Genomic DNA, 20693 nt, shown 5'->3' with positions numbered 1-20693 from the left:
GCGCGGTTCCCCGCGCCCCTGAAGGCTCGTCCCTTCGGGACGTTGCCCTCAGGGAGTCACCGGGATGTTCGTCAGGCCCTTGCCGCCCGTCACCGTGTTGCTGCTGTAGACCGTCGTTTTGCAACTGCCGCTGTGGTTGGTCACGTTGATGGCCAGCTGCTTGTCGCCCGTCGAGCCGGTCAGGTTGGACTTGTTGCCGCGGAACACCGTGCCGCAGCCCCAGCCCGACTGCTGGCTGTGGGTCTCGTAGCCGTTGTTCGTGGTGTTCTTGCCGGTGTTGTTCTCGATGACGTAGTTGTTGCCCTTCACGTCGATCCACGAGTCGTCGTAGTGGTTACCGGTCAGGCCCCTGCCGTCGAACGTGTTGCCCGAGACCCTGCCGCCCGTGGTGCCTTCCTTGAGGTCGACCGCCTCGCCGCCGACGTCCGGGCCGATGGTGTTCCCGACGATCTGTACGTTGTCGCTCTTGTCGGAGAGCGTGTTGGCGCTGCCCACGTAGACGCCCTCTCCCATCCCGCGGTCGTCGTTCCCGGTGTCGTGGATCCGCGAGTTCTTGATGACGCCGTCCGTGCTCGACTTCCGGAAGTGGACGCCCTCCATGTCGAGGCCGTGGACCGTGACCGTGTCGACGGTGACGCCCTTCGCGGAGTCGATCATGATGCCCTTCTGGCCGCCCGTGACGGTGATGCCCTTCACCGTCCAGTAGGAGGCGCCGTTCAGATGCAGGCCGTATCCGCCGCCCGCCGTGAGCACCGCCTTCGAGGAGCCGGTCAGGGTGATGCGGGCGCCTGAGCTCGCGGCGGTGCTCGTCTTGAAGTTTCCGCTGTACGTGCCGTCGGCGAGGTGGATCGTGTCGCCCGGGGATGCGCCGGTGAGCGCGGACTTGAGCTCGGCGGCCGTGGAGACCTCGATGGTCTCGGCGGCCGTCGAGACGGGGGAGGCGGTAGCCGCGACAGTCAGGCCTCCGGCGAGAGCTGTCGTGGTGAGCGTGGTGAGCGCGGAGATGAGCAGGGTGCGTCGGGTGCGCATGTGGGGTGACCCTCCGGTTCTTGTACGTGAACTCTGGGTGTGCACATGAACGTAGAGGTGGGTCATGTTCGCGTCAAGGTCTGGACCAGGTCGGGTGGAGGCGAAGGAGGGAATGCCCCTGGCCTGACGGGTGTTCTGCTGTACGAGTCACGACGAAGAGGGCGAGGAGCGGTCACAGTGCTTGATCCGCAGGGTTTGTACGCATGGGAGCCGAAGGGCCTCGCGGTCGTCGACATGGCGCTCGCCCAGGAGTCGGCCGGACTTGTCATGCTCTACCACTTCGACGGCTACATCGACGCGGGCGAGACCGGCGATCAGATCGTCGAACGGCTCACGGACAGCATGCCGGGCCAGGTGGTGGCGCGCTTCGACCACGACCGGCTCGTCGACTACCGCGCGCGCCGCCCGCTGCTCACGTTCCGGCGCGACCGCTGGACCGAGTACGAGGTGCCCACGCTCGACGTGCGGCTCCTCCAGGACGCCACGGGAGCGCCTTTCCTGCTGCTCTCCGGGCCCGAGCCCGACATCGAGTGGGAGCGCTTCACGGCTGCGATCGGGCAGATCGTGGAGAGGCTCGGCGTACGCCTGTCGGTGAACTTCCACGGCATTCCCATGGGCGTGCCGCACACCCGCCCCGTGGGCCTCACGCCGCACGGCAACCGCACGGACCTGGTGCCGGGGCACCGGAGCCCCTTCGACGAGGCGCAGGTGCCGGGCAGCGCGGCGTCGCTCGTCGAGTACCGCCTCCTGGAGGCGGGCCACGACGTGCTCGGTGTCGCCGCTCACGTCCCGCACTACATCGCGCGCTCCACGTACCCGGACGCCGCCCTCACGGTCCTGGAGGCGATCACCGCCGCGACGGGCCTCGTGCTGCCGGGCGTCGCGCACGGCCTGCGCACCGAGGCGCACCGCACCCAGACCGAGATCGACCGGCAGATCCAGGAGGGCGACGAGGAACTGGTCTCCCTCGTGCAGGGACTTGAGCACCAGTACGACGCGGCGGCCGGAGGCGACGCGCGCGGCAACATGCTCGCGGAGCCCATGGACATCCCGTCGGCCGACGAGATCGGCCAGGAATTCGAGCGTTTCCTCGCCGAGCGTGAGGGCGACGCGTAAACGATGCCCGGCCGAGGGGGCGGAGAGTAAGGCCAACCCCTAAGCTGCCGGTCATGCTGAAGGTGGGCCTGACCGGCGGTATCGGCGCCGGCAAGAGTGAAGTCTCGCGTCTCCTTGTCGCGTCCGGAGCCGTGCTGATCGACGCCGACAAGATCGCGCGGGAAGTCGTGGAGCCCGGAACTCCGGGCCTGGCGAAGATCGTTGAAGCCTTCGGCCAGGAGATCCTCGCTCCGGACGGTACCCTCGACCGGCCGGGGCTCGGCTCGATCGTCTTCGCCGACCCGAAGAAGCTGGCCGTACTGAACTCGATCGTCCACCCCCTGGTCGGCGCCCGCTCCGCCGAGCTGGAGGACGCGGCCTCAAAGGACGCCGTGGTCATCCATGACGTGCCGCTGCTCGCGGAGAACGGCCTGGCGCCGCTCTACGACCTCGTGGTCGTCGTCGACGCGAGCCCCGAGACCCAGCTGGATCGTCTCGTGCGGTTGCGCGGCATGAGCGAGGAGGACGCCCGCGCGCGGATGGCGGCTCAGGCGACGCGCGAGAAGCGTCTGGAGATCGCCGACATCGTGATCGACAACGACGGCCCGCTGGAGGGTCTCGAACAGCGCGTCGCCGCCGTGTGGGCTGACCTCGCGCGGCGGGCTCGGGCGGCCTAGAAGGGGGCGGGGGAGTGGTCGTACTGGCGGCGTTCACCGCCCTGGGCGGCCTGGTCGCGCTGCTGGCCGGGGCGTACGGCCTGCGGCAGACCCGGCGCATCACGGCCGCGGGCGAGGTGGCGCAAGCCCTGGTCAAGGCGGCGCCGCCGGGGGCCGAGCGGCCGGTGCTGCAGTTCGAGACGGGGGACGGCCGGGTCGTCGAGGTGGTGTCGCCGGTGCCGCCGAGCAGCAGGCGCCCGCTCGCCGCAGGGGACCGGGTGCGCATCGCGTACGACAGTGATGATCCCCGGGAGACCGTCGTGCTCGGCCGCGAGCGCAGGGGCATCGACCGGGGGTTCGTGGCGGCGGGGGCGGTGGTTCTGGCGCTCGGTCTTGTGCTCACGGTCCTTGCGCTGTGAGGCTCCGGGCGCCCGATGGGGACCGGCGGAATAGGCGTCGGCGTAGCGGGCGTTGACACAGTGCAGCGAGGGAAGGAGTCACGCGTGCCCGAAATTACCCCGGAGACCCATGTCATCGACTTCCGTGCGGCGGAGCAGCTTCTTGCCGCGCGGGATCCCAGAGGCGCCGTGAAGCTGCTCGACACGGTCATCGCGGCCCACCCCGAGAACACGGCGGCGCGGCTGCTGCGTGCCCGCGCCTTCTTCGCCGCCGCTCAACTGCGCGCTGCGGAGCTTGAGTTCAGCATCGTCCTGGAGCGCGAGCCGGACAACGCCTTCGCGCACTTCGCACTCGCCCGCACCTACGAACGCGGGGCGCGGCCCGACCAGGCCCGGCGCCACTTCCGCCTTGCCGCCGCGCTCGACCCGCAGCCGGATTATCTGGCGGCGGCGCGCTTCGACGACGCCGATGGCTGACGCGGGCCAGCCGGCTCTCGGGGGGCTGACGCGGGCTAGCCGGCCCTCGGGGGCTGACGCGGGCTAGCCGGTCCTCGGGGGGTCGTACGGCGGGATGTCGCGGCCCGGCTGGTAGTGCGGGCCCTGATGGATGTGGCGCAGGATCATCGCCATGTCGGCGGTGACGATCAGCCACAGCACGCCGCACGCGGCCGCCCACTCGGGGCGCCCCGCGAGGGCGAAGGCGACGGTGCCGAACGTCGCCCAGATCAGACCCCACACGCTGAACCAGAAACGCATGCGCAGCGGACTGCGCGCGGTCACCGGCTCACTGCCTGTGCGCATCATGAGAGGTCATCTCCTCCCTTGCCACCCCGTTGCCCGGGCGTCTGACACCTTCCAGGATCCACCTGCGGGCAGTGGACCGGAAGGGCCGGAGGCTTCAAGATCGTAGATGTGTCGATCGGGGACGGGACTGTGCTGGACGTACTGAGGAACCGGGCGAGGACGGACGAGCGCCTCGCCGCGTGGCTGAAGGATCTTGAGGACGCGCGGGAGCCACGGGCCGAGGCGGTGCTGCCCCCGGCCGGCGAGCTGCCGGACGTGCTGCTCGACCTGGCCGTGCCGCACGAGGACATCAACGACCTGGTGGCTCTGCGCGGGCGGCTGATGGGGGACCCCGGGGCGCGGTGGCTGCTCGACCGCAGCGTGGACGGGACGGTACGGGACATGGGGAAGGCAGGGGCGGGCCCGCAGTACCCGCCACTGCCGGCCGAGTTGGGCGGACTCGGGGCCTTCTTCTACCTCTACGTGTTCGTGGCGGCACTGCCGTACGTACGTGCGTATCACCGCGGCCGCGGCATCCCGGACGACATCTCCCGGCGCACGCTCGCGGACCTCGGCCGACACATGGCGGTGCACCGCCGGGCGCGCGGTGGCCCCGGTTTGCTGCACCCGGGCTGGAACTCCCTGCATTTCCGCGGCGAGCGCTACCAACTGGGCCGGCTGCAGTTCCAGCGTGCCGTCCTCGGGGAGCGGATGGGCGGCGCGGTGACGGCGGCGGGGCATTCCGCGGGGCGGGGCGATCCCTGCCTGAACCTCCACATCACCGACTTCCGGGGGCCGCTGACCCCGGAGTCCTGCGACCGGTCGCTGGCGCAGGCGCGGGAGTTCTTCGCGCGGCACTTCCCGGAGGAGCGATATGAGACAGCCGTGTGCCACTCCTGGCTGCTCGACCCACAACTGAAGCGGTATCTGTCGGCGGACTCGAACATCGTCCGCTTCCAGGAGCGCTTCCACCCGGCTGCCGGATACGAGCGGGAGCCGGACGACACCACCCCCGTCGCTTTCGTCTTCGGCGACCAGGACATCCCCGTGGCCGAACTGCCAAGGAGGACAAGGGCGGAGCGGGCCGTGGGCGACCACTTGCGGGCGGGCGGTCACTGGTACGGGGGGCATGGCTGGTTTCCGCTGTAGACCCCGGGCCGCGGGGAGAGGTGGGAACGGGCCCTCGGGGCACTTCGTTGAGGGGGCATGAGTGTGGAGATGCGTGAGGGATACGAGGGGACGGGCCCCGGAGCGATCACGCCGGACGGCTGCGCGGTGGAGCTGTACGCGCGCCTGTCCGCCGGGGACGAGCCCGATGTCATCGCCGGTGCGGTGCCGGCCGGGGCGCACATGCTGGAGCTGGGCAGCGGCGCGGGGCGGGTGACGCGCCCCCTCCTGGAGCGCGGCTTCCGGGTCACGGCGGTGGACGAGTCCGCCGAGATGCTGGAGAAGGTCGCCGCACTCGAAGGGAGAGTGCGCACCATCCGGAGCCCGATCGAGCAGCTCGACCTGGGGGAGCGGTTCGAGGTGGTGACGCTCGCGTCGTTCCTCGTGCACACCGGCGACCTGGCGGTCCGGCGCGGGATGCTGCGGGCCTGCCGGAGCCATGTGACGGACGACGGCTGTGTACTGATCCAGCGCGAGGGCGCGGACTACCACACGAACCTGCCGAGGGAGCGGGTCGACCCGGGCGGGTACACGGTGCGGATCGTGTCGGCGGAGCCGGTGGGTGACGGGGTGAACGAGGTGCACGCGGAGTACGTCTTCCCGGACGCTGTATGGACCCAGACGTTCCGCGCCCGGCCGCTCACGAAGGAGCAGTTCGAGCAGGCGCTGGAGGAGGCGGGGCTCCGGGTCGACAAGTACCTGACGGAGGACGGGATGTGGGTGCGGGCCGTGCCGGTCCGCTGAGGCGGTGGCGCTGTGCGGAGATGGCTCGCTGACCGGCGATGAGTTCCGCGGGGCGGTCCGGTCTATCACGGTGACAGCACAACAGCCCCTGCTCACCGAGGAGATCACCATGACCACGACCGCCTCCGCCGCCTCCGCCGCCATCGTCCCCACCGCCTCCGCCGGCACCACCACCGGCCACCGCTCCGTCCGCATCGCGCTGCGCACGGTTCAGGTGGTGCTCGCCCTGTTCTTCGGCATCGCAAGCGGGGCGCCGAAGCTGATCGCGCACCCCACGGCGGGCGAGGCCTTCGAGAAGCTCGGATGGGGCGATCCGGGGATGTACACGATCGGCGCCCTTGAGGTGCTCGGCGGGATCGCACTGCTGGTTCCGGTGCTCGGTTCCGTGGGCGCGACGGCCCTCATCGGGCTGATGATCGGCGCGTTCGTCGTGAGCGTGACCGCGCTCGGCGGGGAGAACGCCGCCACGCCGCTCATCCTGATCCTGCCGCTCGCGTGGATCGCCTGGGCCCGGCGCGGGCAGACGACGGAGCTTGTCCGTCTCCTCATGCGACGCGGGGCGTGAGAAGCGGCGTACGGGGCCGGGTGTCCGATCGGGACGGGCTCAGCCCTCGAAGCCGCGCAGCCGTTCCATCTCCCTGCGGTCGCGCTTGGTGGGGCGGCCCGTTCCCCGGTCCCGCACCCCGGCGGGGGCCACGGCCTCGCGGGGCGGTGGGGGAGGGCTGTTGTCGACGTAGCACTCGGCGGCCACCGGCGGGCCGACGCGCTTGCGGATGACGCGTTTGACGACGACGACGCGTTCGCGGCCGTCCGCGTGCCGCAGGCGTACTTCGTCGCCGACGTGCACGGCGTAAGCGGGCTTCACACGCTCGCCGTTGACCCGCACGTGGCCGCCCTTGCAGGCCGCAGCGCCCATGGGGCGGGTCTTCACCAGACGTACGGCCCAGATCCAGGCGTCGACGCGCACGGAACCCCCGCCCGCGACACCGCCCGTACTCGCGCCCCCGCCTGAAGTCTCCGAAGCCATGCTCCGACTTTAATGCCTGCCCGGCGGCGCAGGGCGGGGTCGCGACGTGGCAAGCGCAGTGCGGCAGCAGTGCGGCATCCCCTCCCGCACGGCGAGCCGTTCGGAAACCGTTCCCCTCGGAGTCTGATAATTCGGGCTATTCGTCGCAAAGCAGGACGTAGACCGAGGGGTGCCGCCCATGAAGCTCGAAGCCACCGTCGATGACCTGATGGATACGTTGCGCGCCGACCTCGAACGGCTCGCGGCGATCCCGTCGATCGCCTTCCCCGGCTTCCCGGCCGCACCGGTGCAGGAGGCACACGATCTGATCGTCGGGCTGTTGCGGGAAGCGGGCGTCCCGAGCGTCGAGCGGCTCGATCTGCCGGACACCGCGCCCGTGATCTACGGGGAGATCCCGCCGCCCACCCCCGACGCGCCGACCGTCCTGCTCTACGGCCATTACGACGTCCAGCCGCCCGGCGACGAGAGCCTGTGGAAGTCGCCGCCCTTCGAGCCGACCCCGATCGAGGGAGGCCTGCGCGCCCGCGGCATCGCGGACGACAAGTCCAACGTCATCGCGCACCTGGGGATGCTGCGGGCCTACGGCGGCCGCCCACCCGTCGGGATCAAGATCGTCATCGAGGGGCAGGAGGAGTACGGCAGCGCCTTCGACGACTATCCGCCCACCGACCCGGAGCGCTTCGCCTGCGACGCCATGGTGGTCGCGGACCTCGGCAACCTCCGGCCCGGCACCCCCACCCTCACCACCGCCCTGCGCGGCGCGTCCGAAGTCGTCGTGGAGGTCCGCACCCTCGACGAGCCGCGCCACAGCGGGGAGTTCGGGGGCGCGGCGCCCGACGCGCTGCTCGTCCTGCTCAAGGCCCTCGCCACCCTTCACGACGTACACGGAGACGTGGCCGTGGAGGGCCTTCGGCGCGAGGACTGGAGCGGCACGAGCTACACCGAAGACGAGTTCCGCTCGCTCGCCGGTGTGCGCGACGGGGTGCCGCTCATCGGCAGCGGCAGCCTGGGCGAGCGGCTGTGGAGCGGCCCCGCGATCACGGTGATCGGCCTGGACGCGCCCACGGTCGAGCACGCCGCGTCGGCGGTCGTGCCGTACGCACGCGCCAAGTTGAACCTCCGTTTCCACCCCCGTCAGGACCCGAAGGAGGCGCGGGGCAAGCTGGTCGACCACCTGCGCTCGCTCAGGCCCTTCGGCGTCCCCCTCACCGTCACGCCCGGCGACACGGGCCCCGGCTACGAGGCCGCCACCGGCGGGCCCGCCTACCGTGCCGCGCGCGCCGCGCTCAAGGAGGCCTGGGGCGAGGAGGCCTCGTTCGTGGCGACCGGCGGCTCCATCCCCCTGGTCAACGGCCTCGCGAAGGCGGCGCCCGGCGCCGAGGTCCTGCTCTTCGGCGCCCAGGACAGCATGTGCAATCTGCACGCCCCGAACGAACGCGTCCTCTTCTCCGAGCTGCGCAACACCGTCATCGCCATGGCGGCTTTCGTGCGTGAGTACGCCGCCGACTTCGGCGGATTCGATGTCACCGCGGAGCGCCCCGCATGAGCACCACCGCGACCGACCCCGGCACCGAAGAGCCGCGGTACAAGCGGAAGTTCACCTTTCCCAGCGCCCTGACCATCCTCGCGATCGTCACCGTGGCCGTCTGGTTGCTCGCCTTCCTCATCCCCTCCGGTGCCTACGACCGCAACGACAAGGGCGCCCCCGTCCAGGGCAGCTACCACCGCGTCGACTCGGACCAGACCTTCGTCGACCGCCTGAACGACCTCTTCCTCGCCCCGGTCAACGGCCTGTACGGCATCCAGGACGAGAAGTCGGGCGTCGTCGGGCCCGACCTGGCCGGTGAGCTGTACGGCAGCGCGGGCGTGTTCCTGTTCGTGCTCGCCATCGGCGCGTTCATCACCGTCGTCTTCGCCACCGGCGCCCTCGACCGCGGCATCGGCCGTCTCGCGCACCGGCTCCGCGAGCGCGGCGCGATGCTGATCGCGGGAGTGATGCTCGTCTTCTCCGTCCTCGGCACGGTCGAGGGCTTCGCGGAGGAGACGCTCGGCTTCTACGGCCTGATCGTGCCGCTGATGCTCGCCCTCGGCTACGACCGGATGGTCGCGGTCGGCGCGATCATCCTGGGCGCCGGGGTCGGCGTGCTCTGCTCGACCGTCAACCCGTTCGCGACCGGAGTCGCCTCCTCTGCGGCGGACATCTCACTGGGCGACGGCATCGTGCTGCGGTTCGCGATGTGGATCGTCCTGACCGCGGTCACCATCGCCTACGTCATCCGCTACGCGAAGCGCGTACGGAAGAACCCGGAACGCTCCCTCTCCGGCTTCCTGCCCGGTGACCGCGAGCAGACCGCTGCCGACGCGGGCGAGGTGCCGGAGCTGACGCGCCTGCACAAGGCCGTCCTCGTCGTGGTCGCCCTCGTCTTCGCCTTCATGATCTTCTCCGTGGTGCCCTGGGCGAGCGCGCTCACGGGCGACGCCGACGCGAAGCCGTACGGCTTCGAACTCGGCTGGTCCTTCCCGCAGTTGGCGGCGCTCTTCCTCTGTGCGGCGGTGCTCGTCGGGTGCGTGGCACGCATGGGCGAGCAGAAGCTCAGCTCCACGATCACCCAGGGCGCGGCCGACTTCATCTCACCCGCCCTCGTCATCGTCCTCGCGCGCGGGGTCACGGTGATCATGAACAACTCGAAGGTCACGGACACCGTCCTGCACTCCATCGAGGGCGTGGTGAAGGGCACGTCCTCCGGCCTCTTCGCGATCATCGTCTTCGTCGTGAACCTGCCGCTGGCCTTCCTGATCCCGTCCACCTCCGGCCACGCGACCCTCGCCATGCCGATCCTCGCCCCGCTCGCCGACTTCGCCGGGGTCTCACGCTCGGTCGTCGTCACGGCCTGGCAGTCGGCGAGCGGGTGGATGAACCTCTGGGTGCCGACGACCGCCGTCACCATCGGCGGCGTCGCGCTCGCGAAGGTCGGCTACGACAAATACCTGCGGTTCGTCTGGCCGCTGCTGGCCATCCTCTTCGTACTGATCTGCGCCTTCGTGGCGCTAGGAGCGGCACTCACATGACAACAAACTCATCGGCAACCCCCTTGGCGAACCCGCCGGCGAACACATCCGCCGCCGCGGCTCGTCCCTCGGCCGCCGCCTACCGCAACCTCGCCGTGGCCACGGTCGGGTTCACGCTCACCTTCTGGGCGTGGGACCTGATCGCACCGCTCGGCAGCGACTTCGGGGAGCGGCTCGGGCTCTCCTCGTTCGCACAGTCCCTGCTGGTGGCGGTGCCGGTCATCGTCGGCTCGCTCGGCCGCGTCCCGGTCGGCGCACTCACCGACCGCTACGGCGCCAAGCGGATGTTCCCGCTGGTCTCGGCGCTCACGATCGTGCCGGTGCTGCTGATCATCCCGGCCAAGGACAACTACGTCGCGATGCTCGCCGTCGGCTTCCTGCTCGGCCTCGGCGGAACGACCTTCGCGATCGGTATCCCGCTGGTCAACTCCTGGTTCCCGCCCGCCCACCGGGGCTTCGCGCTCGGGGTCTTCGGGATGGGCATGGGCGGTGTGGCGCTCTCCGGGTACTTCACGCCGCGCATCGCCAAGCACGGCGAGAACCTGCCGTTCCTGGTCGTGGCCATCGCGCTCGCGGCGTTCGCGGTGCTCGCGGCCCTGCTGATCACCGACCGCCCCGACCGTCCGGTGCCGACGAGCCCGCTCGCGACCCGGCTCGGGGAGGCGGGGAAGCTGCGGGTGACGTGGGAACTCTCCGCGCTGTACGCGATCGGGTTCGGCGGCATCGTCGCCTTCGGCGTCTACCTGCCCACGTATCTGAAGACCTGGTACGACCTCTCGCCCACGGACGCGGGCACCAAGGCGGCCGGGTTCGCGCTGGTCACCGTCATCTTCCGGCCCATCGGCGGCTGGCTCTCGGACCGGATCCACCCGGCGACGGTCACCTCGTTCGCGCTGGCCGTCGTCGCGGTCTTCGCCATCGCGCAGGCCTTCGAACCGTCACTGAACCCGGGCGGCACGATCTGCTTCCTGGCCATGGCGGCGGGGCTCGGCACGGCGAGCGGCAGCGTCTTCGCGCTCGTCTCGCAGGTGACGCCTCAGGCACAGGTCGGGTCCGTGACGGGCATCGTGGGCGCGGTGGGCGGCCTCGGCGGCTTCGTCCCGCCGCTGGTCATGGGCGCGATCTACAGCGCCAAGGACTCGTACTCGATCGGCTTCATGCTGCTCTCGGACCTGGCGCTCGCGGGATGCGTGTACGCGTACGGGCGGATGCGGGGCCTGCGGGCCGGGTGAGCGGCGAGGCGCGTGGTGCGCGTCGAGCGCGGTTATCGTCGGCCGATGGGCCTTTATCCGGAGATCGAGCCGTACGACCACGGCATGCTCGAAGTCGGCGACGGCAACCGCGTGTACTGGGAAGTCTGCGGGAATCCGCTGGGCAAGCCGGCGGTGGTCCTGCACGGAGGGCCGGGGTCGGGGTGCACGCCGTTCTTCCGGCGGTACTTCGACCCCGACGCGTACCGGGTGGTGCTCCTGGACCAGCGCGGGTGCGGGCGTTCGACGCCGCCCGCGAGTGATCCCCGTACCGACATGAGCGTCAACACGACCGGGCATCTGCTGGCCGACCTTGAGCTGCTGCGGCGGCATCTGGGGATCGAGCGATGGCTGGTGTGGGGCGGGTCCTGGGGGTGCGTGCTGGGGCTCCGGTACGCGCAGACGTACCCCGACCGGGTGACGGAGCTGGTCCTCACGGGGCTCGCCACGGGGAGCCGGGCCGAGGTCGAGCTGATGACCAGGGGCCTTGGGCAGATCTTCCCCGAGGCGTGGGAGACGTTCCGGGAGGGGGCCCCGGCGGGGGAGCGGGACGGGGATCTCGCCGCCGCCTACAACCGGCTCCTGGAGTCCACCGACGCGGAGGTCCGGGCCGCCGCCGCGCGGGCATGGACCGACTGGGAGACGGCCTTCGCGTCGCAGCCGCCGCGGTCTGTTCCCCGGTACGAGGACGAGACCTTCCGGGCGGGCTTCACCAGGACCGTCACGCACTACTTCGCCCATGACCACTGGCTCGGCGGAGACGAGGTCGTCCTGCGGGACGCGGGGGCGCTGGCCGGAATCCCGGGAACGCTGGTGCAGGGGAGCCTCGATTTCGGGAACCTGGTGGGCGTCCCCTGGCGTCTCCAACGGGCTTGGCCGGGCAGCGAGTTGGTTCTTGTCGGTACTGCGGGGCATGACGCGGGGGCGCGGGGGATCGCGGATGAGCTGGTGGCGGCGACGGATCGGTACCGGTCGGGGTAGGGCGCCCGAAACTGGGGCGGAGCCGGTGATCGACGGCATCCAAGGCCCCCGCGCCGAGCGGCCCGCGGCGGAGCCGCAAATGTCACAGCCGGGAAGGGGCGGGGTCGGGGCCAATCCTTTCCTCCTTCCCGCAGAACGACCACGAGCCGGTTCGGCGGCAACATCAAACCTCCACCGAAGGCCCGCACTTGAGCGCCGCCGTCGGAGTGATTCTTCGGGTGGACTGTCGCCCGACCGGCGGTGTACGAGGCATGGCGGGGGCCGGACGACCGCAGACTCCGGGGAACACGCCGGGCCGGTCCGGCGTCGAGCCACTGGAGGTGCCCGGTGTCGCAGCCGCCCTTCCGATCACCCGGCCGAGCCCGCCCCCGCCTCACCCGGCTGCTGGCCACCGTGCTCCTGCTGTGCGCGGCGGCGTCCGGCGGCGCGGAGGCGGCCGGGGCGGGCCCGCATGCCTCCCCCGCTCCTGAGCCGACAGCCCCCGCCCCCGGCCCGACAGCCCCCGCCTCCGACGCCACCTTCTGGGTCGATCCGAACAGTGCCGCAGCCCGGCAGGTCGCCGCATGGCGGAGCCAGGGGCGGACCGCCGATGCTCAGCTCATTCAGCGCATCGCGGGGCGTCCGCAAGCCGTCTGGTTGCACAGCTCGGGGCCGGGGGCGGTGGTCCGTGCGGTCACGGAGGCGGCCGCAGCGGAGCAGCGCACCGCGGTGCTCGTGGCGTACTACATCCCGTACCGCGACTGCGGTGACTACTCCGGAGGTGGGGCGGGGGACGCGGTGGAGTACCGGCAGTGGATCGATGAGTTCGCCGCGGGCATCGGGGAGCGCGCCGCGTACGTCATCGTCGAACCGGATGCCGTCGCGCAGAAGATCGCGGGCTGCGCGAAGGCCGACGCCGCCGAGCGGTACGGCCTGCTCGCCTACGCCGTCGACCGCCTCAAGGCACGCCCGCACACCAGGGTCTACCTGGACGCGGGCAACTCCAGCTGGATCCCCGACGAGCGGCGACTGCTCGCCCCGCTGCGGCAGGCCGGGATCGCAAGGGCCGACGGCTTCGCCGTCAACGTGTCCAACTACCGGTCGGACGCGGAGAGTTCGGCCTTCGGTCGCCGCCTCGCCGCAGCCCTCGGCGGCGCCAAGCACTTCGTCGTGGACAGCAGCCGCAACGGCAACGGCCCCTACGCGGGCGACGGCGACGAGCCCTGGTGCAACCCGCCCGGCCGCGCCCTCGGCACCTCGCCCACCTCCGTCACCGGCGACCCCGTCCTCGACGCCTACCTGTGGGTCAAACGCCCCGGCGAGTCCGACGGAACCTGCCGGGGCGGGCCGAGAGCGGGGCAATGGTGGCCGGAGTACGCCCTGGGACTCGCGAGCCGGGCCCGGGGCTGAGGGGCGGGTCCCGCAGGTCGGCGCCGGCGGGACCCGGGGTCAGGCGGACTTGGGGGGTACGACCGCCGTCGCCGTGATCTCGACCAGCTGGCCGGGGTAGCCGAGGCACGTCGTGCCGAGCAGCGTCGAGGTGTGCGGGCCCTTCGCGAGCAGGTCGGAGGCGCGGACGACCTCCCATGCCTCGCTCAGCGGGCCCGGCTCGTCGCTCACGACGTACACCGTGCTCGCCACCACCTGCGTCAGTTCGCTGCCGATCGCGCGAAGGGCCTCGTCGAGATTGGCGATGACCTGCTCGGTCTGGCGTGCCACGTCACCTTCCCCTACGAGGTTCCCCTCGGGATCGAGCGGCACCGACCCCGCCATGAAGGCGAGCTCGGTGCCGGCCTCGACAAGGGCGGCGTGGGCGTATCCGGGCGGCGGGAAGAGGGTGGGTACGACGACATGGGAAACACTGCGGCGAGTGGTGGTCATGGGCCGATCCTGCGGGAGGCGGACGCCGGTGCGCACCCGAATTCCGCCCGGGGCCCGGGTGGGGGGGGCGGTTGTAGGCCCCTCAGCGCACCGCCGCCGGTGAAGTACCGCCCCGTACCAGCAGGTTCGGTGCCCCGGCCCCGTCCGCCCGCGTCGTCCAGATGTCCTGCTTCCTGCCCTCCGCGCCCGGCAGGGCGTACGCCAGGGTGTCGTCGTCCAGCCATGCGGCCTGGTCGTCGACGTTGCGGGATTCGGCGAGCGGGTGCTCGCGCATCGTGCGGAGGTCCAGGACGTAGAGGCGCCATGGGTCCGAACTCCCCTTTCGTACGCGCTTCTTGAACGCGATGCGCGTGTTGTCGGGCGAGAGTGAGGGGCACTCCACGTTCGTACGCAGCGCGTGCGCCGCCCACCGCTTCATGTCGCCCTGTATCAGGTACGTCCTGCCCTTCGTCGAGACCGTCGCGTAGAAGCGGTTGTCGTCCTTGGTGAAGGTGACGCCCCAGTAGTTGACGTCGGGGGAGTGGTAGCGGCGGCCGTTGATGGTGAGGGGGATCTCCTCCATGTTCTTGATCAAGTAACCCGTGCGGGTGTCCAGGATCGATGTGCGGGTGGAGAAGGAGGAGCCCGCGTACGAGTCCCCCGTCGCGAACATCGTCCAGGACAGCATGTGGCCCGACGCCGATACCCGGGCCCGGTTGGGAATGCCGGTGAGCGCGATACGCCGCTTCACGCGCAGCTGCCGGTCCAGGACCAGTGCGTACGACCTGGGCGGGATTCCCGCGCGTCGCTGGAGGCACAGCCCGGTGCTCGCCGCGGCGTAGAAGCGCTCGCAGGAAGGGCCACCCGTGGTACGGGGTCCCTTGCCGGGCGTGGTGCCGGTGCGGGCCACTCGGCCCGCACCCGCTTCCGTGCTGCGGTAGTAGAGGTGGCCCGCGTCGAGCGCGAACCCCGAGGAGGCGGCGGCCGGTTGGGCGCGGTCGGCCGCGTGGAGGGTGTAGCCGACGGCCACCGCCGCGAGGACGGCGGCAGCCGCGGCCACGGCGATGACCCGGGTGCGCGGGGACTTGAGGGCGGGGGCAGGAGGCGTGGTGGGGGTGGGATCGCTGCTCGGGGGTTTCATGGCTGGGTCCGCCCTTCTTGGCGGGGCAGCAGCGCCGTCGCCCCCGCCAGTGCCGCCGTCAGCGCGAGCGCCGCGCAGGTCAGTGCCGGGCCGACGCCCCACAGTGTCCAGGCCGCGCCGAACCCGGCGGCCGCGATCAGACGGGCCAGCGCCTGGCCCGTCTGCAGGACCGCCATGCCACTGGCCCGGCGCCCCCGCGGAAGCACCGGCGTGGCGAGCGCCATCAGGACGCCGTCGGTGGCCGCGTAGAAGATGCCGAGGAGCAGGAGTACGCCGACGAGCAGGGCCCAGCCGTCGGTGGGCGAGAGCAGCAGGACGTAACCGCCGAGCAGCGCCACATGCCCGGCAAGGAACGGGGCGCGGCGGCCCGTGCGGTCGGCGAGCCGCCCGGCGGGCACCGCGAGCAGCAGATAGACCGCGGCGGCGCCCAGCGGCAGGAGCGGGAACCAGCTCACCGCGAAGTCGAGCCGCCGCTGGAGGAGCAGATAGAGGAAGGCGTCGCCGATGGTGGCGGCGCCGAGGAGGGACGCGGCGCCGAGGATGCGCCGGAAGGCGGGGAGGCGGAGGAGGTCAACCACCTTGATTCTGACGCTCGTTCGCCGATCCGCCCCTTTCGGGGCGGGCGCCATGTCACCCCGCCCCGGCACGAACGCCACCAGTATCAGCACTCCGAGCAGCCCGAAGCAGAAGCTGACCACGAACACGGCGTCGTACGCGTCCGCCGTCGCCCAGAGCAGCGCGAACGCGGCGAGCGGACCGAGCAGCGCGCCCGTCGTGTCCATCGCGCGGTGCACGCCGAACGCCCTGCCGAGGGCGTCCGGCGGACTGCTGAGCGAGATCAGCGCGTCGCGCGGCGCGGTCCGCACGCCCTTGCCGATGCGGTCCGCGGCGAGCGCGGCGCCGATCCCTGCCGTGGCGCCGCCCGCCAGGAGCAGGGCAAGGCGGGACAGCGCGGAGAGGGCGTAACCGCTGCCGGCGACGAGCTTGTGGCGCTCGCCGCGGTCGGCCGCGTACCCGCCGATGAGCCGGACGAAGGCGGTGACGCCGTTGTAGAGGCCGTCGAGGAAACCGAACTGGAGGGGGGACAGGCCGAGTTGCAGTACGAAATAGAGCGGAAGGACCGCTGTGACCATCTCGGAGGAAATGTCGGTGACCAGGCTGACCGCGCCGAGGGCGAAGACGGGACCGGCGACACGGCCACGCTTGGCCTCAGCCCGCGAAGCTGCCTCTGCCTCTGCCTCGGCGTTGTCCTTCGCGTCCGTTGACGCTGCTGACGCCAGATACATCTCAGCGGCTCATCGGCACTGGTAGGACGGGCTGGTGTCCTTCGTCGCGCCGTCCGTACCGACGAGGTTCCAGGAGAAGCCGGTGTCGGTGAAGTTCAGCTTCACCACGCCGTAGGTCTTGGTGATCCGCTTCTGGCTGTTGGGCTGGACTTCCTCGATCTTGTACGGATTGGCGCCGCCCATGCCGCCGAGCAGCTCGACGATGCCGTCGGCGTCGGCCCTCCCGTCCGGGTTCTGCGGAGCGAACCGCTCGTAGTGGTGATCGTGGCCGTTCATGACGAGCTCGGCCTTGTTGGCGTGAAGGAGCTTCCAGACGGGCCTGCTGACCGGGTTGTTGCCGTGCTCGCCCGAGGAGAAGAGGGGATGGTGCCAGTAAGCGGCCACGCACTTCCTGGAGTTGGCGGCGAGGTCGGCCTTGAGCCAGTCGATCTGCGCCTGGTCGTCGAAGCTGTTGGAGTCCAGGGCGATGAAGTGCCAGTTGTCCTTGTCGTAGCTGTAGTAGCTCTCGCCCTTGGGGTAGGCGACGCTGCCGAAGTAGGACTTGTAGCCCTTCAGGGCACCCGCCGGGTCGTACGTCTCGTGGTTGCCCGGCACCGGACGCGTCTTGTCCTTGAACGCGCCCCAGCTGGTGTCGTAGTACTCCTCGAAGTCCCGCAGCCTGGCGTCGTCGTACTGGTTGTCGCCCATCGTCAGGACGAAGGAGGGGTTGAGCCTCTCGACGAGCGCGGCGGTCTTGGGGTGTGCGCAGCCACTCTCGTCCGATGTGCACTGTTCGGCGATGTCTCCGGCGGCCACCGCGGTGAAGGCCGCTTTCGTCTGCGTGCCACCGGGTGCGGCGTCGGCCTCACCGGCAGGGGACCAGATGAGGACCCCGCCGACGAGCGCGAGCGAGGCGCCTGCTGCCAGAGGGATGAGCCAACGTGCCTTGCTCGTGCGGGAGTTCATGGCGCGGGGGGTGGGCGACATGTCCGTCTCCTGGATCGGCTTGGGGGGCCGTGAACGGTGCGGAGGCCATTCGCAGGCATCTTGTCGGGATGTCATGTGCGGGTCAATGACCTCGGCAGACTATTGTTAGGAAAGTTTCCTACCAGCGCTCACTTCGGGACAGCTGCCCTAGGCTGGCGTGCGGGAATGACGTACGAGTGACCGAGGGTGAGCGAGGTGGTGAACGTGAGGGCGGGGGTTGCCGCGGCCACGGGTGCCACCGCTGCCGTCCTTTCGGAGGAGGGGCGGCGGTCCGCGGAGCTCGTGCGGTCCTGTGCTGCTGTTTTCCTTCCGGCCGAGGTGCCCAGGGAGGGGCGGGTCGCTTTCTGGGCACCTGAGGGGAGGGGGCCCGGGGGCGGGGTCGACGCGGAGGGGCTGCCCGGTGAGGACGGTCCGCCCGGCGCCGTCGACGGTGAGATCGCCGTCGTACGCCCGTACGGCAAGGGCGTCCGTACGCGTACCGTCCCCGCGCTGATCCTGCCCGTGGCGGACGCCCTCCCGCTCCTGCTGCGCGCCGCGCCCGCACACCCCGCGGTGGCCTGCTGGGCCGCCGCGGCCCGGCACGCCCTGCACCTCGCCGCGCGGGGCAGGCTGCTGCCCGGCCTGACCGGCGGTGACCTCGACGCGTGGCGGGCCGGGCCGCTGGACGCCGCCGACGTCACGCAGCTGCGGGCGATCGCCTCCGCGATGCCGGCCGAGGCGCACGCCGTACCGCTGCCCGGTCGTGGGCCCCTCCTGCTCCCCGAGCCGCTCGCCCTGGTCAGAGCCTTCGTCGACGCGGTCGTGGACACCCTGCCGCGTACGCCCGCCGCCGCGCACGCGGTCGGCACGCCCTTCGCGGCGCGGGAGCCGCAGCGGCTGCCGGGCGCGCGGGAGTGGGCCGCGGAAGTGGCGGCCGGGATGGATGCCGGGGTGCGGGTCTCGCTGCGGCTCGATCTGCGGGCGCACGAGGTGTTCGACGGGGCGGCGGACGACGTACCTGACGGTGGGCTGACGGGGGCGGGGGGTATCGGCGAGAGCGCGGGCGGCTCGCCGGAGGGCGCCCCGGTCGGCTCACCGGCGGGCTCACCGGCGGGCTCCTCGGCCGGCTCACATGAGGGCGTGGCCAGCCCCGCGGCGGCCGTCGTGCAGGTGCACAGCCTCGCCGACCCGACCCTCGTGGCGGACGCCGCCCAACTCTGGTCCGGGGTCGACCACTTCGGCCCCCGTGCGCGCGTGGACACACTGCTCGCGGTACGGCGTGCGGCCCGCGTATGGCCGCCGCTGGCCCGCCTCCTGGAACGGCCGCGGCCCGATGTACTGCCGTTGAGCGAGGGGGAGTTGTACGAACTGCTCGGTGCGGCGGCGACCAGGCTCAGCGCGGCGGGGGTGGCCGTGCACTGGCCCCGCGAGCTGACGCGCGGCCTGACGGCGACCGCTGTCGTACGCCCCGCACCCGGCACGGCGGCCGACAACTTCGACTTCTTCAAGACCGAGCAACTGCTGGAATTCCGCTGGCAGTTGGCGCTCGGCTCGGGTGAGGAGGAAGGGGGCGGCGCCGGGGGGCCGCTCACCGAGGCGGAGATGGACATCCTGGCTGAGGCGCACCGCCCGGTGGTACGCCTCCGTGACCAGTGGGTTCTGGTCGACCCCGAACTCGTACGCAAGGCACGCAAAAGGGACCTGGGACTTTTGGACCCGGTGGACGCGCTGTCCGTCGCGCTGACAGGAGCGGCGGAGGCGGAGGGCGAGCACGTCGAGGCGGTCCCGGTCGGAGCCCTGGCCCTGCTGCGGGAACGCCTGACCGACGACCTGCGGCCCATCACGCCGCCCCGAGCGCTCGCCGCCACCCTCCGCGACTATCAGCTGCGGGGGCTTGCCTGGCTGGACCGGATGACGTCGCTTGGCCTCGGCGGCTGTCTCGCCGACGACATGGGCCTCGGCAAGACGGTCACACTGATCGCCCTCCATCTGCACCGCGACCGGCCGGAGCCGACGCTGGTGGTCTGCCCGGCGTCGCTGCTCGGCAACTGGCAGCGGGAGATCGAGAGGTTCGCGCCAGGGGTACCGGTGCGCCGCTTCCACGGCGCGGGCCGCAGCCTGGCCGGCGATCTGGAGGGCGGCTTCGTCCTGACGACGTACGGGACGATGCGTACGAGCGCGCCCGAACTGGCCGCCCATGCCTGGGGGTTGGTGGTCGCGGACGAGGCGCAGCACGTCAAGAACCCGCACGCGGCGACGGCGAAGGCGCTGCGCACGATCCCCTCCCCGGCGCGAGTGGCCCTCACCGGCACCCCGGTGGAGAACAACCTCTCCGAACTCTGGGCGCTGCTCGACTGGACGACACCCGGTCTCCTCGGCCCGCTCAAGGCGTTCCGCGCGCGCCACGCCCGACTGGTGGAGGGTGGTGAGACCGCCGAGAACGACGAGGCGATCGCCCGCCTCGCCCGCCTGGTCCGCCCGTTCCTCCTGCGCCGCAAGAAGTCCGATCCGGGCGTCGCCCCGGAACTGCCCCCGAAAACGGAGACGGACCACCCGGTCACGCTCACCCGCGAACAGGCGTCGCTCTACGAAGCGGTCGTACGCGAGACGCTGGCCCGCATCGAGGCGTCCGAGGGCATCGCGCGGCGGGGCCTGGTGATGAAGCTCCTGATGGCGCTGAAGCAGATCTGCAACCACCCGGCGCAGTACCTGAAGGACGGCGAGATCGCGACACGCGGGGGCCGCGCCCGCTCGGGAAAACTGGAGCTGCTCGACGAACTCCTCGACACGATCCTGGCGGAGGACGGCGCGGTCCTTGTCTTCACGCAGTACGTGGAGATGGCTCGCCTCCTCGAATCGCACCTGTCGCGGCGCGGTATCGGCACCCAACTCCTGCACGGGGGTACGCCGGTCGCTCGGCGGGAGGAAATGGTGGACCGCTTCCAGTCGGGCGAGGCCCCGGTGTTCCTCCTCTCTCTCAAGGCGGCGGGCACGGGCCTGAACCTCACCCGAGCGGGCCACGTCATCCACTACGACCGCTGGTGGAACCCGGCAGTGGAGGAACAGGCCACGGACCGCGCCTACCGCATCGGCCAGACCCAGCCGGTCCAGGTCCACCGCCTGATCACGGAGGGCACGGTGGAGGACCGCATCGCCGAACTCCTGGCTGCGAAACAGGCGTTGGCGGACGCGGTACTGGGCGAGGGCGGCGAGTCGGCACTCACGGAGCTGTCGGATGCGGACCTGGCGGACCTGGTGTCGCTGCGGAGGGCGTCGTGAGGGG

General features: G+C 71.3%; 20 protein-coding genes. 13 read left to right on the top strand and 7 right to left on the bottom strand.

From position 1 onward, the window contains the following. Nucleotides 1-48: 48 nt before the first annotated feature. Complete coding sequence (locus tag ACZ5WE_RS01195) at nt 49-1029, bottom strand: right-handed parallel beta-helix repeat-containing protein (RefSeq protein WP_467690009.1); 981 nt, start codon at nt 1027-1029, stop codon at nt 49-51. Nucleotides 1030-1206: 177 nt separating this feature from the next. Between ACZ5WE_RS01195 and ACZ5WE_RS01190 the strand changes: the two genes are divergently transcribed. The 4 genes from ACZ5WE_RS01190 to ACZ5WE_RS01175 all read left to right on the top strand — a co-directional run bounded on the left by ACZ5WE_RS01190 (nt 1207) and on the right by ACZ5WE_RS01175 (nt 3655). Further along, the gene (locus ACZ5WE_RS01190; RefSeq protein WP_467690011.1) at nt 1207-2145 is read left to right on the top strand and encodes a PAC2 family protein; all 939 of its coding nucleotides are present in this window, start codon (nt 1207-1209) and stop codon (nt 2143-2145) included. 53 nt (nt 2146-2198) lie between these two features. Beyond that, nucleotides 2199-2801 (top strand): dephospho-CoA kinase, encoded by a 603-nt coding sequence (gene coaE / locus ACZ5WE_RS01185; protein ID WP_467690013.1) that lies wholly within the window; start codon nt 2199-2201, stop codon nt 2799-2801. A 14-nt stretch (nt 2802-2815) separates the two neighbouring features. Beyond that, nucleotides 2816-3199 carry a hypothetical protein gene (locus ACZ5WE_RS01180; protein WP_467690015.1) on the top strand — a complete coding sequence of 128 codons (384 nt, stop codon included), beginning with the start codon at nt 2816-2818 and terminating at the stop codon, nt 3197-3199. Between the two features lie 84 nt (nt 3200-3283). Then, nucleotides 3284-3655 (top strand): tetratricopeptide repeat protein, encoded by a 372-nt coding sequence (locus ACZ5WE_RS01175; RefSeq protein ID WP_467690016.1) that lies wholly within the window; start codon nt 3284-3286, stop codon nt 3653-3655. Between the two features lie 63 nt (nt 3656-3718). Here the strand turns inward: ACZ5WE_RS01175 and ACZ5WE_RS01170 are convergent, their stop codons facing one another. Then, nucleotides 3719-3979, bottom strand: a complete 261-nt coding sequence (locus tag ACZ5WE_RS01170; protein WP_467690366.1) for a DUF6343 family protein — start codon at nt 3977-3979, stop codon at nt 3719-3721. Nucleotides 3980-4165: 186 nt separating this feature from the next. Between ACZ5WE_RS01170 and ACZ5WE_RS01165 the strand changes: the two genes are divergently transcribed. The 3 genes from ACZ5WE_RS01165 to ACZ5WE_RS01155 all read left to right on the top strand — a co-directional run bounded on the left by ACZ5WE_RS01165 (nt 4166) and on the right by ACZ5WE_RS01155 (nt 6437). After that, on the top strand, nt 4166-5110 hold the full coding sequence (locus ACZ5WE_RS01165; protein ID WP_467690368.1) for an acyltransferase domain-containing protein: 945 nt from the start codon (nt 4166-4168) through the stop codon (nt 5108-5110). A gap of 57 nt (nt 5111-5167) precedes the next feature. Further along, nucleotides 5168-5872, top strand: coding sequence for a class I SAM-dependent methyltransferase (locus ACZ5WE_RS01160; RefSeq protein WP_467690018.1), 705 nt, complete (start codon nt 5168-5170; stop codon nt 5870-5872). 109 nt (nt 5873-5981) lie between these two features. Further along, nucleotides 5982-6437, top strand: a complete 456-nt coding sequence (locus tag ACZ5WE_RS01155) for a DoxX family protein (RefSeq protein ID WP_467690020.1) — start codon at nt 5982-5984, stop codon at nt 6435-6437. Nucleotides 6438-6476: 39 nt separating this feature from the next. On the opposite strand, the gene ACZ5WE_RS01150 is transcribed toward ACZ5WE_RS01155, so the two are convergent. Then, nucleotides 6477-6899 carry an RNA-binding S4 domain-containing protein gene (locus ACZ5WE_RS01150; protein ID WP_467690022.1) on the bottom strand — a complete coding sequence of 141 codons (423 nt, stop codon included), beginning with the start codon at nt 6897-6899 and terminating at the stop codon, nt 6477-6479. A gap of 178 nt (nt 6900-7077) precedes the next feature. On the opposite strand from ACZ5WE_RS01150, the gene ACZ5WE_RS01145 reads away from it, so the two are divergent. From ACZ5WE_RS01145 to ACZ5WE_RS01125, 5 genes are all read left to right on the top strand, one after another. Further along, a complete protein-coding gene (locus tag ACZ5WE_RS01145; protein WP_467690023.1) occupies nt 7078-8445 on the top strand; it encodes a M20/M25/M40 family metallo-hydrolase in 1368 nt (455 codons plus the stop codon). Beyond that, complete coding sequence (locus ACZ5WE_RS01140; RefSeq protein ID WP_467690025.1) at nt 8442-9968, top strand: YfcC family protein; 1527 nt, start codon at nt 8442-8444, stop codon at nt 9966-9968. Before ACZ5WE_RS01145 ends, ACZ5WE_RS01140 begins: the two co-directional genes overlap by 4 nt. Beyond that, the gene (locus ACZ5WE_RS01135; protein WP_467690027.1) at nt 9965-11200 is read left to right on the top strand and encodes an MFS transporter; all 1236 of its coding nucleotides are present in this window, start codon (nt 9965-9967) and stop codon (nt 11198-11200) included. Before ACZ5WE_RS01140 ends, ACZ5WE_RS01135 begins: the two co-directional genes overlap by 4 nt. A 45-nt stretch (nt 11201-11245) precedes the next feature. After that, nucleotides 11246-12199: a prolyl aminopeptidase gene (pip, locus tag ACZ5WE_RS01130; protein ID WP_467690029.1), complete on the top strand. Its 954-nt coding sequence runs from the start codon at nt 11246-11248 to the stop codon at nt 12197-12199. A gap of 327 nt (nt 12200-12526) precedes the next feature. Further along, complete coding sequence (locus tag ACZ5WE_RS01125) at nt 12527-13588, top strand: glycoside hydrolase family 6 protein (RefSeq protein WP_467690031.1); 1062 nt, start codon at nt 12527-12529, stop codon at nt 13586-13588. 39 nt (nt 13589-13627) lie between these two features. On the opposite strand, the gene ACZ5WE_RS01120 is transcribed toward ACZ5WE_RS01125, so the two are convergent. The 4 genes from ACZ5WE_RS01120 to ACZ5WE_RS01105 all read right to left on the bottom strand — a co-directional run bounded on the left by ACZ5WE_RS01120 (nt 13628) and on the right by ACZ5WE_RS01105 (nt 17431). Further along, on the bottom strand, nt 13628-14059 hold the full coding sequence (locus ACZ5WE_RS01120; RefSeq protein WP_467690032.1) for a RidA family protein: 432 nt from the start codon (nt 14057-14059) through the stop codon (nt 13628-13630). 82 nt (nt 14060-14141) lie between these two features. After that, the gene (locus ACZ5WE_RS01115) at nt 14142-15179 is read right to left on the bottom strand and encodes a TolB family protein (protein WP_467690034.1); all 1038 of its coding nucleotides are present in this window, start codon (nt 15177-15179) and stop codon (nt 14142-14144) included. Then, nucleotides 15176-16465, bottom strand: a complete 1290-nt coding sequence (locus ACZ5WE_RS01110) for an MFS transporter (RefSeq protein ID WP_467690036.1) — start codon at nt 16463-16465, stop codon at nt 15176-15178. The genes ACZ5WE_RS01115 and ACZ5WE_RS01110 overlap by 4 nt, the downstream gene beginning before the upstream one ends. Nucleotides 16466-16474: 9 nt before the next feature. Further along, entirely contained in the window at nt 16475-17431 is a 957-nt protein-coding gene (locus ACZ5WE_RS01105; RefSeq protein WP_467690038.1) for a metallophosphoesterase family protein, read from the bottom strand. Between the two features lie 198 nt (nt 17432-17629). On the opposite strand from ACZ5WE_RS01105, the gene ACZ5WE_RS01100 reads away from it, so the two are divergent. Continuing rightward, nucleotides 17630-20689: a DEAD/DEAH box helicase gene (locus ACZ5WE_RS01100; protein WP_467690370.1), complete on the top strand. Its 3060-nt coding sequence runs from the start codon at nt 17630-17632 to the stop codon at nt 20687-20689. The last annotated feature ends 4 nt before the right edge of the window (nt 20690-20693 follow it).

The sequence above is a fragment of the Streptomyces sp. NPDC033180 genome (assembly GCF_055577645.1).
The sequence above is the reverse complement of the archived record's forward strand: the minus strand, read 5'-3'. Positions and strand labels throughout refer to the sequence as shown.